This window comes from Thermotoga profunda AZM34c06, from assembly GCF_000828675.1.
Lineage (GTDB): Bacteria > Thermotogota > Thermotogae > Thermotogales > DSM-5069 > Pseudothermotoga_B > Pseudothermotoga_B profunda.
The window spans coordinates 220,203-234,451 of sequence record NZ_AP014510.1 but is presented as its reverse complement, the minus strand read 5'-3'; the positions used below and the strand labels follow the sequence as shown (position 1 = coordinate 234,451).

11 protein-coding genes are annotated in these 14,249 nt (G+C 38.2%); all 11 read left to right on the top strand.

The features are described 5' to 3' along the window. Positions 1-762: 762 nt before the first annotated feature. The 11 genes from TSP02S_RS01080 to TSP02S_RS01030 all read left to right on the top strand — a co-directional run bounded on the left by TSP02S_RS01080 (position 763) and on the right by TSP02S_RS01030 (position 14,245). Positions 763-2,559 (top strand): LTA synthase family protein, encoded by a 1,797-nt coding sequence (locus TSP02S_RS01080; RefSeq protein WP_052465249.1) that lies wholly within the window; start codon positions 763-765, stop codon positions 2,557-2,559. Between the two features lie 84 nt (positions 2,560-2,643). After that, positions 2,644-3,876 (top strand): ArsB/NhaD family transporter, encoded by a 1,233-nt coding sequence (locus TSP02S_RS01075; protein ID WP_232503731.1) that lies wholly within the window; start codon positions 2,644-2,646, stop codon positions 3,874-3,876. Between the two features lie 63 nt (positions 3,877-3,939). Further along, positions 3,940-4,605, top strand: a complete 666-nt coding sequence (locus TSP02S_RS01070) for a winged helix-turn-helix transcriptional regulator (protein WP_052465248.1) — start codon at positions 3,940-3,942, stop codon at positions 4,603-4,605. Then, positions 4,586-5,740, top strand: a complete 1,155-nt coding sequence (locus TSP02S_RS01065; protein ID WP_041081230.1) for a DegT/DnrJ/EryC1/StrS family aminotransferase — start codon at positions 4,586-4,588, stop codon at positions 5,738-5,740. The genes TSP02S_RS01070 and TSP02S_RS01065 overlap by 20 nt, the downstream gene beginning before the upstream one ends. Continuing rightward, positions 5,734-7,038, top strand: coding sequence for a nucleotide sugar dehydrogenase (locus TSP02S_RS01060; RefSeq protein WP_041081228.1), 1,305 nt, complete (start codon positions 5,734-5,736; stop codon positions 7,036-7,038). The genes TSP02S_RS01065 and TSP02S_RS01060 overlap by 7 nt, the downstream gene beginning before the upstream one ends. A 24-nt stretch (positions 7,039-7,062) precedes the next feature. Next, positions 7,063-9,111 (top strand): sodium-translocating pyrophosphatase, encoded by a 2,049-nt coding sequence (locus TSP02S_RS01055; RefSeq protein WP_041081226.1) that lies wholly within the window; start codon positions 7,063-7,065, stop codon positions 9,109-9,111. A 119-nt stretch (positions 9,112-9,230) separates the two neighbouring features. After that, entirely contained in the window at positions 9,231-10,721 is a 1,491-nt protein-coding gene (locus TSP02S_RS01050) for a MutS-related protein (RefSeq protein ID WP_232503730.1), read from the top strand. Further along, the gene (xseA, locus tag TSP02S_RS01045) at positions 10,696-11,886 is read left to right on the top strand and encodes an exodeoxyribonuclease VII large subunit (RefSeq protein WP_052465247.1); all 1,191 of its coding nucleotides are present in this window, start codon (positions 10,696-10,698) and stop codon (positions 11,884-11,886) included. The genes TSP02S_RS01050 and xseA overlap by 26 nt, the downstream gene beginning before the upstream one ends. Then, entirely contained in the window at positions 11,876-12,076 is a 201-nt protein-coding gene (gene xseB / locus TSP02S_RS01040) for an exodeoxyribonuclease VII small subunit (RefSeq protein ID WP_232503729.1), read from the top strand. Before xseA ends, xseB begins: the two co-directional genes overlap by 11 nt. Beyond that, entirely contained in the window at positions 12,063-13,919 is a 1,857-nt protein-coding gene (gene dxs, locus TSP02S_RS01035) for a 1-deoxy-D-xylulose-5-phosphate synthase (protein WP_041081221.1), read from the top strand. Before xseB ends, dxs begins: the two co-directional genes overlap by 14 nt. Then, a complete protein-coding gene (locus tag TSP02S_RS01030; protein WP_041081220.1) occupies positions 13,913-14,245 on the top strand; it encodes an Asp23/Gls24 family envelope stress response protein in 333 nt (110 codons plus the stop codon). The genes dxs and TSP02S_RS01030 overlap by 7 nt, the downstream gene beginning before the upstream one ends. Positions 14,246-14,249: the final 4 nt, after the last annotated feature.

Here is a 14,249-nt window from a genome sequence, read left to right as displayed (position 1 = left end):
GAAAGAGTATTTTTGGAGTAGAAGTCATTGCTTGCTAACATCAAGAAAAAACTCTTGAGGACTGGCTAAAGAATAAAATTCATGGAAAACCTAAATTCAAATGGATTTTGGAAAGAACCTTATAAAACTACCAAAAATAGGATGGTTAAAGACAGAGGTGCATAGACATTTTAGTGGACCTGTCCTGTCTGCTGCTCTAAAGTGTAGATGGCTCTGTCGAAAGGTGAAGTATTCAAAGACATTGATGTATAAAATCGAAGTATTTGATTTTTCAATACAAATAAGGATTTACCCAAAAGATTAGACCTATGGCAATATACGATGGGGTATTTCCCCAGGATCCTGGTTGGCGCCTTCCATTATATAGTATACGATTTTTTGTTTGTAACAATTTCTTGTTTTTGCCTTTCTGATGATACTTTGGTGTAGAAAACTCAATGTACTTTGCTATTCATCGCTATAACAGAACTTTGTTGAGTATAACTTCAAGTTACTTTTGTCTTATTCACTAAAGCTGGGTTTTTGTTATGAGAGAGTTTTATTTTTGGAACAAGCTTGATTATTGTTCATCTTGAAACTTCCAAATCCCCTAAAGGGAATGGGATTATTAACAGCTCATTATACCGCTATGCCTTATAGGTTGTCATATTGATAATCTTCTCACTATCCCATAAATGCGATGTGCTTTATGGCTTGTTTCTGTAAAGAATCTTTGAAATTGACAAATTCAGTGGTTGTATAATCCTTAATGGAGGTATCGTTTTGCTCAAAAGCACTCAAAACTATATGCTGTTTTTATCGATGCTCAGTATTTTAAAGATTTGCATTTTCTATATCACGATACCTGGTGTATTCAAGCTTTCCACAGTACTTGGTACTGTAGGTTGGGTTTTTCTATTATTTTTTTTGTTCACCTTTATCATCAAAGAATGGGGTTTTGGGCTGTACTGTATCTTGTCTGCAGTGTTATTCGCTGATTTTCTCTATTTTCAAAACTTTGGAACCCTGCCATCTGTAAGACAACTCATCCTATTACCACAGGTGGGTAAACTCGGTACAAATATAAAATATTTCACCAACTTTTTTTCTATATTATTCGTGATAGATCTAATACCAATTGGAATATTCGACAGAAAAAGATATCTGTCTATCAGAGGGATAGTTCACGAAACGCCAAGGTGGGTTTTCACTACTGTACTACTCTGCGGAATCTTTGCCATTACACCCCTTGTGGCTGAAAAACTCAAATCGAGTCAGGTTTTTAATAGGTATGGTCTGATTGCTTATCATGCATATGATATCGCCAACTTGTTCGCCAAATCAAAACAAGAGGCATCTTCAGCTGTTCGGATAGACTCTCAACAAGTTTCAAAGAAAAAGTACTGGGCAATCGGTGCTAATAGGAATGTTATAGTTATTCAGCTTGAATCTTTTCAGAACTTCTTGGTGGACATGAAGTACAATGGACAAGAAGTCACACCAAATCTGAACAAATTGGTACACAGAGATTCTATTTACTTTAGTAATTATTATCAACAAACTGGGGCAGGAAACACAGCCGATGCTGAATTTGTATCTCTGGTGTCTCTGCATATTCCAGGAGAAGAAGTGGCTTACGAGAAGTATGATGATATAGATTTTTACGCACTTCCCAGAATCTTGAAAGAAAAAGGCTTTCACACACTTGCCATGCATGGTAATGTAGGGTGGTTTTGGAATCGAGAGAAAATCTACCCACACCTTGGTTTCGAGGACTTTATAAGCCTTGAGGAACTCGATCAAGATTTGGTGTTTGGTATGGGGTTGAACGATCTTTCTTTTTTTGAACAAGCTACCGATATCTTGAAGAACTACCCACAGCCGTTCTTATCTTTTTTGGTAACTATCTCGAGTCATACACCTTTCATAATTCCAGATCAATTGAAAAGTTTAGAGCTTTTACCAGAGCATCAAGGAAGTATTTTTGGTAATTATCTTCAGGCTGTACATTATGCAGATTATGCTCTGGGTAGATTCATTGAAAAATTAAAGCAAGCGGGGTTGTATGAGAAATCTATCGTAATACTCTATGGTGATCACGCGGGACTGTATCCTTTCAATAAAGAGGCAAAAGATGACGTTTCGAAGTTTTTCAAAATAGATTATAAATACAAAGATGCCATGAACATACCGTTGGTTGTTCACATACCTGGTTCAAAAATAGAGGAAGAAATCAAAACAGTGGGAGGACAGATCGATTTTTTACCCACTGTACTCAACATTTTGGGCATACAAGATGAGAAAATAATAACCCTTGGCAAGGATCTGGTCAATTCAAAAAATGGTTTTGTAGCCTTGAGGTATCATCTACCAGATGGATCATTTATCGATGATACAAGATATTTTGAGGTGTCAAATGACGGGATTATTCAAAACAGTTTGGGTTTTAATTCTATTGATGGTCATATCTTACCATACTATGAATGCCTTGATGGTTACAAAATTGCCGTTCAACAGATAGAAAATTCCAAACATATACTCAATTCTTATATCGAGAAAACGGCAGTATCACCAAAATAATTTCTCGTACCTATTTGAAAAGTTACCTTTCTAAAACTTCAATTTAATCCAAAATAGGGATTTTAACCCATAAAATATCTGTTGGTGTTGCACTTGAGTCTACCTTTGATAGTTATATTAGTTGTTTTTGTTCTCATTGCAATTAGAAGAATCGGAAAAATAACTTTTAAAATATGGCAGGTTATGACTGGCGCCGCTTTGTTTTTGATATTAACCAAGCAAATCAGCGTCAAAGATGCTTTGTTTTCAATAAATTTTGACGTGATTATCTTTTTGATTGGTATGTTCATCATTGGAGAGGCAATGAGAGAAAGTGGGTATTTATATCACCTTTCTTATCTGATCTTCAGAAAGGCAAAAAATTCTTCCAACTTGCTCTTATTGGTCATATTCGTTAGTGGGTTTCTTTCAGCTCTTTTGATGAATGATACAGTTGCCGTTGTTGGAACACCGTTGATGATTTATCTGGCAAGAAAACACAAGATGGATCCTAAGGTTTTGTTACTCGCTCTTGCCTTTGGCGTGACCATTGGTAGTGTTACAAGTCCAATTGGGAACCCGCAAAATCTCTTGATAGCTCTCGGGAGCCAAATGAAAGGTCCTTTTGTTGTTTTTGCGGAATATCTATTCATCCCAACAATTGTGAATATGTTTGTGACATATCTTGTCATCAAATTACTGTACAGAAAATCATTTGGTGATGACGAAATAGAACATTCGATTGATATTTCAATGGATAAGAAACTCTCGCGTGTATCAAAGATTTCTTTAATTGTGCTTCTGGTACTCGTGGCTATGAGAATAATTGGCACTTTTTTTGGTCAGGAGATCTTAAAACTCAGTTATATTTCGATAATAGCCGCGCTGCCTGTTGTTTTGTTCAGTGACAAAAGATTCAAGATTTTAAAGTCAATAGATTGGGCAACAATTGTCTTTTTTGTTTCGATGTTTATTACAATGCAAGCCGTATGGAACTGCGGATTTTTCCAGAAATATGTTTCTTTCATAAACTTTTCCAGCATCCCACAGATACTTTTAGCGAGTGTTGGTGTTAGTCAATTTATCTCTAATGTTCCTTTTGTTGCACTGTTTTTGACTTTCTTCAAAGGCGCAAGCAATCTGATTCTCTGTGCTCTTGCCGCTGGTAGTACGATAGCTGGCAATCTCACGATTCTCGGTGCGGCAAGTAATGTGATCATAGTCCAGAATGCCGAGAAAGAAGATGTACATCTCACATTTATGGAATTTTTTAAAGTGGGATTTGTTGTTACTGTCTTAAATGTATTGGTTTACTGGCTCTATTTTCTTGTTTTCTGATTTTTTTGATTTTTAGGAATTTGTTTAGTTGTTGTAGTATAATTCACTCAGTGAGTGATTGATATGGATGATAATCTTTTCTTTGAACCTTCGACTCTTTTTAGAGAATACATACTTTTGAAAACCATACTCTCAAATGGTTCTGTTTCGCAGCAACAACTTTCAAAGGTCGCTCAGATTGCCCCATCTATGGTAAATCGCTATCTCTCTGCTTTTGAGCAAAAAGGATATATAAAAAAAACAGGACCAAACAGGAAGAAAATGTCCTATCTAATGACGCAAGACGGCATCTTCAGATTGCAATATTTGTCGGTATGCTATCTCAGACAAACGGCAAGGCTTTACTCAAATTCTCGTCAGGTATTTACCGAAGTTTTGGACCAACTTTCAAGTTCAGGTTTTAGAAAAGTCATCCTTTACGGCGCTGGTATAGTTGGACAGACTCTTCTTGATGTTCTTGCAAGTGAAAGTGTTAATATCGTCGCTTTTGTTGACGATGATAATTCCAAACAAGGCAGCGTCATCAATGGAGTGATTGTTATCAATCCAAGTAAGGTTAAAGAAATCTCTTACGATGCAGTCCTTGTGGCTTCGTTCAGACATGCTGACAAGATAGTACAAAGGGCTAAATCATTGCAAATGAAGAATATTTTTGTTCTCAAGATTCAAACAGATGGGCGAGTCTTTCTACAAAAAAGGAGTGATAATTATGAAGGTTCCGCTATTTGATGTGACAAGACAATATCATGAAATCAGAGATGAAATGCTCCAAGCCATTGATAATGTTCTAAATTCAGGCAGATTCATCATGGGACCAAATGTCGAAGCTTTTGAAAAAGAAATGTCGGCATATCTTGGAGTTAAACATGCAATAGGTGTTGCAAATGGTTCAGATGCTTTGTATATCGCCGTTAAAGCACTTGGTATATCCAAGGGAGATTATGTGATAACTACAGCTTTCAGTTTCTTTGCAACTGCAAGTTGTATAACAAGAAATGGTGCTACTCCTATCTTTGTAGATATCGATCCAAAAACCTTTAATATCGATCTTGATCAAGTTGAGGAAGTACTGAAAAGCCATCCAAAAAAAGACAAAATCAAAGCGATAATACCCGTTCATCTATTTGGTAGAACCGTTGATTTACAAAGACTTGAAAAAATCAGGAATGATTTTGGTGTAAAAATCATAGAAGATTGTGCTCAGTCTGTTGGTTCTTACTGGATTTATTCGAATGGAGAGATTAAAAAGAGTGGCTCTATAGGAGATCTCTCCACATTGTCTTTCTTTCCAACTAAGAATCTTGGGGCTTGCGGAGATGGTGGAATGATATTGACAAACGATGATAACTTAGCTGATTTCTGTAAAATCTTCAGAGTTCATGGTGCAAGGAAAAAATATTTTCATGAGATTGAGGGCATAAACAGCAGACTCGATGAAATACAAGCGGCTATCTTAAGAGTTAAACTCAAATATCTTGAACAATACCACGAGAAAAGAATAAAAATTGCAAGAACTTACAATGGACTATTTAGCTCTCTTAAGTTAGATCTTTTAGAGATCCCACAAGTACATGATGATTTCAGATGTATCTTTCATCAATATGTAGTCAGAGTGAAAGATGGTCACAGAGAATCTCTCAAAGAATATCTCAGCAGCAAAGGAGTCGAAACTGCAATTTATTACCCACTGGGTTTACACAAGCAAAAGTGCTTCTCACATTTCGAGTTTGGGTCACTCCAAAATACAGAAAAAGCATGTGAGGAAGTGCTTGCTTTACCGATTTTTCCAGAAATCACCGAACCAGAGATAGAGTATGTCGTAAAGTGTATGGACGAATATTTCAAGGAGGCGAAAAAATGCTGAAGGAAAAAATACTCAACAAATCTGCTGTGGTTGGTGTCATCGGGCTTGGATATGTTGGATTACCGCTTGCCGTTGAGAAAGCAAAAGCAGGTTTCAAGGTGATAGGTTTTGACATCCAAAAAAGACGTGTTGACATGGTCAATCGTGGGCAGAATTACATTGGTGATGTTGTCACAGAGGATTTGCAAAGACTTGTGAGTGAAGAAAAACTCCATGCGACAAATGATTTTGACAGACTCAGAGAATGTGATGTGGCAACTATATGTGTGCCGACACCGTTGGATAAATTCAAGCAACCAGATTTGACCTATATTGTCAATACAGCGAAAGACATCGCCAAAAGACTTCACAGAGAAATGCTCGTGGTACTCGAGTCTACTACTTATCCTGGTACGACTGAAGAAGTTGTAAAACCAATACTCGAATCTACAGGCTTAAAATGCGAAGAGGATTTCTACCTTGCCTTCAGCCCGGAGAGAGTAGATCCAGGAAATCTCATTTATAAAACCAAGAACACTCCAAAGGTCGTCGGGGGTGTTGGGAAAAAATCAACGGAAGTTGCAAGATTACTTTATGAGAGCGTACTTGAAGCTCCGGTTTTCGTCGTTTCTTCACCAAAAGAGGCAGAGATGTCAAAGATCTTGGAAAATACCTTTAGAATAGTCAACATAGCCCTTATAAATGAAATGGCTATTGTCGCAGAAAAGATGAAAATAAACATTTGGGAAGTAATAGAGGCAGCTTCTACTAAGCCATTTGGTTTCATGCCGTTTTACCCAGGGCCTGGTGTTGGGGGACATTGTATACCAATCGATCCATTTTATTTAACTTACAAAGCGCGCGAATATGATTACCATACCAGACTCATCGAATTGGCTGGAGAGATAAACGATTATATGCCAGAATATGTTGTTCATAGAGCTATGCAATTGTTGAATCAAAGAAAAAAATGTATGAATGGTGCAAAAGTATTGCTGGTTGGTATAGCATATAAAGGGGATATAGATGATGTCAGAGAGTCACCGGCATTAAAGGTACTCGAGCATCTTGAAAAAAATATGGCAGATGTCGTTGTTGTTGATCCATATGTTGAGAAATTCTATTACAAGGAAGGAGATAGAAAAACAGAAAAGCTCACTAAGGAACTTTGCAGATGGGCTGATATAGTAATAATAACAACTGCACACAAGAAGAGAATTGATTACAGTGTGATAGTTGAAAATAGCGAGTTAATTTTCGACACAAAGAATGTATTAAAAAATTTTGGTATAAAGGGTGAGAATGTAGTCGTTCTTTGAAACACATTAAATGGGGGTGATCTTGTGAGCTGGTTTGTTCTGGCTCTGTCTGCAGGAATTGGTTCCATCTGTCTTGCACTTGGACTGTATGCCTATGTATTGAAAAAAGACTCTGGCACAGAGAAGATGAAACAAATAGCTTCAGCTATCAAAGAAGGAGCACTTGCCTATTTGAGAAGGCAGAATAAGACTTTAGCGGTTTTCGTAGTAATAATGGCTGTGATCATCGGTTTGGTGAGTGGTTTTATCAAAAGCCCTTCCATAGGGTTGAGTATGGCCATTGCTTATGTATTTGGGTCTATTTGTACTACCATTGCCGCTTATCTGGGGATGAGAGCAGCCGTTGAAACCAACGTCAGAGTCGCATCATCTGCAAGAAATGGACTCAAAGCGGCTTTTCCAGTTGCTTTTTACGGTGGAGCTGTTATGGGAATGTTTGTGGTTGGGATATCGCTTTTGGGAATCGCTATATTGTTTTTTGTTTTCAAGGTCGGTTTTGGTTGGAGTGATTCAGATGCTTCTAATGTGGTTTTGGGGTTTAGCTTTGGAGCGAGCGCACTTGCATTGTTTGCAAAAGCCGGTGGGGGTATCTATACAAAAACTGCAGATATAAGCGCAGATCTTGTTGGAAAAGTTGAACTTGGAATACCTGAGGATGATCCCAGAAACCCAGCGGTGATTGCAGATAATGTTGGAGATAACGTTGGAGATGTTGCAGGAATGGGCGCAGATTTGACAGATTCATATATTGCGAGTGTGATCGCTGCGATGATAATCGGTTCAGAACTTGGTGGAGCAATTCTAACGACAATGCCACTTTTAATTGCTGCGATGGGGCTTTTTGCTTCAATGCTTGGGCTTGTCTTTGTAACAAGGACTATCAAGAAAAGTCCTGGTAGGGCACTCAATATGGGAACATTTTCGACTTGTTTCATTTTTGTAGTTCTTCTGTTTTTTGTGACCAAATTCTCTGGACTTGAAGGTTCAAAGTGGCTTGGGGTGTTTTTACCAACACTGGCAGGTCTTGGTGCGGGTGTTGCCATAGGACTGACTTCAGATTATTTCACCTCAATCGAGAAAAAACCAACCAAACAGGTTGCCGAGGCATCTGTCACTGGTACTGCTATAAATATTCTGACGGGTTTCTCATACGGACTTGTCAGTATTGTACCGCCGATCTTGTGTATTTCAATTGCGACGATCGCTTCTTGGTACCTTGCAAAGGCTTTCGGCATTGACCCATTCTATGGTATTGCGAATGCCGCACTTGGTATGCTTTCAATTGTTGGTATGATCATCTCGGCTGATGCATATGGTCCGATATCTGATAACGCAAAAGGTGTAGCTGAACAATCTGGACTTGGTGAAGATGTCATAGCGGTGACAGATATGCTCGATGCAGCTGGAAACACATCAAAGGCCATAACAAAAGGTTTTGCAATAGGCTCTGCTGCATTGACAGTTTTAGCCTTGTTTGCAGCCTATACCCATTTGGTGGATATCAAATCTTTGGAACTGATCTCTCCACAAGTTATCGCAGGTATTTTCATTGGTGCGATGATGCCTCCATTGCTTTCAGCGTTGCTGATCTTGGCGGTAGGTAGGAATTCCGAAAGGATGGTTGAGGAAATCAGAAGACAGTTCAGGGAAATCCCAGGACTCATCGAAGGAACAAGTAAACCAGATTATGCAAAATGTGTTGATATAGCGACAGCTGGTGCTTTAAAAGAGTTAATCTTGCCTGGCGTTTTATCAATAATAGCTCCGGCATTGACCTTAATCTTTCTTGGTAAAGAAGCCTTGGCTGGTTTCCTTGCTGGTAGCATTGTAACTGGAATTATCTTCGCTTTGTTCATGGCAAATGCAGGTGGTGCATGGGACAATGCAAAGAAATTCATAGAAGAAGGACATCATGGCGGAAAGGGCTCAGAGGCACACAAGGCAGCAGTTGTTGGTGATACCGTTGGTGATCCATTTAAAGACACTGCTGGACCATCATTGAACACAATGATCACTGTTATGTCACTTGTGGCAGAAGTTTTTGCACCTTTAATACTTTTGGTCATCAGTTAATGGGGCTTGTGCCCCATTTTTGTTTTCACTTGTGGTGATAAGTCTTTTTGTTATTTTCGGGTATAATTCTTTGGGAGGAATCCTCTCTGTTTTTGGATGATGCGACACGAAATTTCGTGATGATCGACAGGATTCTATCAAACTTTCAACCCGTGACGGAATATGGTAAGGATTTTTTCAAGGAACTTCGACCTGTCATAAAGAGTAAAAGGGAATTTTGTGAACATTGGGAAAGGCTTCAAAAAGTATTGGAACTTGATAGATCAATCGTTCAAACAACAAGAGATCATCTGACTCTTTTAGGATGTATCAGACAGCAAATTGAAAATGGTTTCGATAGCATAGGTGATTTTGCAAAACTAAAAAGATTTGTCTATTACGTGATGAAAATCTCAGATTTGGTGAAAGACATCTGGGATCTTCCAGATTTGACTGGTTTGTGGAAGATTCTTGCAAAATTAACCTCTGAATCTTTAAATTTTTATCTACAGTCTGAAAAACTCCTTGATCTTCGAAAGAAATATCTTCATACTTCCAAAAAGATTGAAGAAAAATTGAAATCTTTGAAAGATGAAATAGAAAAGAAATTCTCAGTAAAATTACCTGGTGAAGAATTCACGTGTGATAGGCAGCTTGGAGAAAGATTACTCAAGGAAAATTTAGTTGAAGTAATTAGAAGATCGAATGAAAGATATCACCTGAGAATCAGATATTCACAAGAGATTTTAGAGTTATCTGATCATTTGAAGATGATAGAAGATCAAATGAAAATTGAGGAAGAAACTATTTTGAACGAGCTTTCAAAGGCTGTAGATCGTTTTTTGAACACTCTCAAATTATGCGAAAGATTGGTTCAGCAAATCGATCTTGATCTTTGCAGATATTATTTCTACTTTGACATGAAATGTTGTAAACCTCAAATTTCTGATGAATTGATGATTAAAGGAGGGAGATTTCCACCGATCGTTGAACACTGCGAGGAAAACAATTACACGTATTATCCCGTGAGTGTCGATGCAACTGAAGGTGTTACGGTGTTGTATGGACCAAATATGGGTGGTAAGACGTCTTTGTTGAGAACAGTGGGAAGTTTAGTTGTTCTCATGCAGCTTGGCTTTCCAGTCCCGTGTGAAGTATTTTCTTCACCTATTTTTGATTCTGTGAGATATCTTTCTAAAGGTGAAGAGCTGGGTCTTAGTTCCTTCGCAAGAGAGATATCTTCGTTTGTGAGTATTGTTGAAACCCTTGGGAAAAAATTAATCTTAATCGATGAATTTGGCTCAACAACTAATCCAATTGAAGGTGAGGCTTTGGCTTTTGCTGTAGCCAAGTATCTTGATGAGTTTGACGATTTTGCCTTTTTTACAACTCACTATCCGGCGATTGTCAAGAGCGCGTCAAATGTGTATATGTGTGGAAAAATAAAGGATGCAGATGCCATCGATCCGCACAAGATGATAGACTACTCTTTGAGAAAAGGAAAGGATTTTGATCAAAATGTCGCTATAACTGTGGCAAAAAGATTTGGTTTACCAGATGAAGTTATACGGATTGCTCACGATTTCATGAAAAAGGGCGATTCTTGTGGAAAAGATTTATACAGTAAGTGAAGTCAATTACTATATAGAAAATCTGATAAACGATGATCCATATCTCACTGACATACAAATTGTTGGTGAAGTGGTCGATTGCAAAGAGAGAAATGGACATTTGTTTTTCTCACTCAAAGATGAGTTCACAACCATAGGATGTGTCTTTTTTGGAGCGGCTCTGAGAGGTGTTAATCTAACAGATGGGCAGACGGTTCATGCTTATGGCGATGTCAGAGTCTATCCACCAAGAGGTGTATACAGATTTCAATGTAAGCAATTGAAGATTTTGCCACAGCGTGGCTTACTCTTCATGAAAATGAGAGAAGTCTATGAAAAACTTCAAAAAGAAGGAATCTTTGAAAAACCAAAACGTTCTCTACCCAAATATCCAAGAAGAATAGGAATCATAACATCGAGAAGCTCGGCAGCTTATCAAGATGTTTTGAGAACTATATCTGAAAGATATCCATTTGTAGAAATCTTGCTGTACCACACAGGAGTTCAAGGAGAAGATGCGAAGATTTCCTTGATAAAGGCATTGAAGGATGCGAACTCTGAAGATCTTGATGTGGTCCTGATCACCAGAGGAGGCGGGTCGGCAGACGATTTGTGGATCTTCAACGATGAAGAAGTTGTCAGGGCTGTTTACAAATTGAGACACCCTGTTATTTCTGGAATAGGTCATCAGATAGATACAGTTTTAATAGACCTTGTGGCTGATTATTCAGCTCATACACCAACAGCCGCTGCGCAGGCTGCGGTACCAGAAAAATCACAAGTGTTGAGTTATGCAATCACTCTGATGCAAAAGATGAATATTCACATGGAACAGAAAATAAAAACCAATCTGATTCTCGCTCAAAATACTGGGAAAAGGCTTTTGAAGTCTATGGTTGATAAAATCTCAGAGAAAACAAATTCTCTACAAATTATGTCAAAGAACCTAACCACTTTTATGCAAAGACACATATTGATCTGTGAGAAAAAATCAGAGTTTTTGGAAATGCGTCTGTCTTCACTCAATCCGATCAACGTACTCCAAAGAGGCTATGCAATCGTTGAAAAAGATGGACGTTGGGTGAAAAGCTCTTTGCGGTTGAACAAACATGATAAATTGACCGTCCGATTTTCAGACGGAGTTGTGAAGGTGATAGTTGGTGAAAATCGACCAGATGATAAATGAGTTGGAAAAGATTGTAGAAAAGCTCGAACAGGAAGATATGTCCTTTGACGAAGCGATAGAACTTTATAACAAAGGCATCGAGATATACAAGGAATTGCTTGTAATGCTCAATGAAGCGAAGATACAAATTCAAGATGTCTATGCACAAGCTCAACAATTAATGGAGGGGACAGACCTTGAATCTCGATGATGTAGTTGGAGCAGATATTTCAAAGCTCAAACAGATTTCTCAGCTTGTAAGAGAACGTATAATACAAATAGTTTCTATGAATGGAGGACACCTTTCTTCAAATTTAGGTACTGTTGATTTGACACTCGCATTATACAATGTCTTTGATCCAAGGCAAGATATAATAATTTGGGATACTTCTCACCAATGCTATACACATAAATTGCTGACAGGTAGATGGGACGAATTTGCAACACTCAGAAAATTCGGTGGAATCAGCGGTTATACCTCATTAAAGGAATCCACATTGGATAGATTTGGCGCCGGTCACGCTGGGACTTCTATCGCCGCGGCACTTGGTATAGAAAAGGCTCTAAGGTTGAAAAATCAACGAAAAAATATTCTGGTAGTAATAGGTGATGGTGCATTGACAAATGGTGAAGCATTAGAAAGTCTGAATCAATTGAGGACCATGGATTCTAAACTGAAGATCATCTTGAACGACAATGGTATGTCGATCGCTCCAAACGTTGGAGCCCTTTCTGAAACTTTTGCAAAACTGCGAACGATCCCTGCTTATGTGAAATTCAAACAACTTGTGAAGAAGGCACTTGAAGGATCAGAGTTGGGGAAGAATATTGAAGATGAATTGAAAAGAATTCGAGAGGGTATGAAACATTTCATCTCTGGTCCTGACTTTTTTGAGTCTTTGGGATTAAAACACATAGGACCCATAGATGGACACGATCTCGAGTTAATGACGGCTGTTTTTAAGAGAATAAAACATTATGACTATCCAGTAGTCGTTCACGTTGTTACTAAAAAGGGTAAAGGATATGAGCCGGCCGAAAAAGACTGTGTAACCTTTCACAATGCCCCGAAATTCGATCCAGAGTCTGGAGAACCAGTTAGGAAACAAGGGTACATTTCCTACAGTGAGGTTTTTGGAGAGACCTTGTTGAGATTGGCTCAAAAAGACGATAGAATCTTTGCAATAACTGCGGCAATGCCAGACGGGACTGGTTTAAAACGTTTTTCACAAAGCTTACCTAATAGATTTGCAGACCTTGGCATAACCGAGCAATCTTGCGTAACATTCGCTGCAGGACTATCAACTATGGGGTTTAAACCATTCGTCGCGATATATTCAACTTTTTTGCAAAGGGCATACGACCAGATAATCCATGACGTAGCGTTGCAGAATCTTGACGTTGTCTTTGCAATTGACAGAGCAGGGCTTGTTGGTGAAGATGGTCCAACACATCATGGTTTATCTGACATAGCATTATTCAGAACAATACCAAAATCAATAATCTTTACACCATCGAACTTATTCGATCTGGTATGCTTATTGAGGACTATTGTCGAGAAAGATATAAAAGGGGTAATAGCAATCAGATATACAAAAGATTATCAGAGAGCAAATTTTGATGAACTGTGGACCAAGTCAAAGATAATAAAACCATTCAAATGGGATATCATCAGAAAAGGAAATGGTAAAATAGCCATCTTGGCAGTTGGAAGCATGGTAAATCAAGTTGAAAAATTGTTGTCACTGGATCCCACAATCGTCTATATTAGATGCGTCAAACCATTAGACGAAGCAACAATGAATTTTATCATCGAAAATCATGATTTATTTGTCACGATTGAAGAAGGCTTTCTAAACGGAGGTTTTGGAGAAAGTGTGATTGCCTTCATGAACAAACGTGATATCAAAAAACCCGTGCTCACACTTGGTGTAACAGAAGAATTCATACCACACGGATCCAGAGAGGAATTGCTGAAGCTATGTAAGCTCGATCCAGAAGGGATTTTTGAAGCTGTGGTATCATTTTTAAAAAAGGAGGTTTATGCATGGTAATCAAATTGGATTACGGAGAGTTGCAAATAAGTTTGAAGACACTTAAGAAACTTGCTTATATTGCAACAGCTCAGAGCTATGGACCTGTGAACATTGCTTCTGAGAGTTTCTTTGGAAAACTCTTTGGTGAAAAAGAAGAAGAGAGAATAAAAGTAGAGGAACTCGACACCGGTAAAGTAGTTGTTGACCTGTACATAGAGGTTGAGTACGGTGTAAAGGTTACAGAAGTTGCAAAGAATATCATAGAAAATGTCGTGCATGTTTTGAAAAATATAGGCGCCTGCGAAGATGTAGAAGTAAATGTGCACGTGACAGGGATCCGCTGAGGAG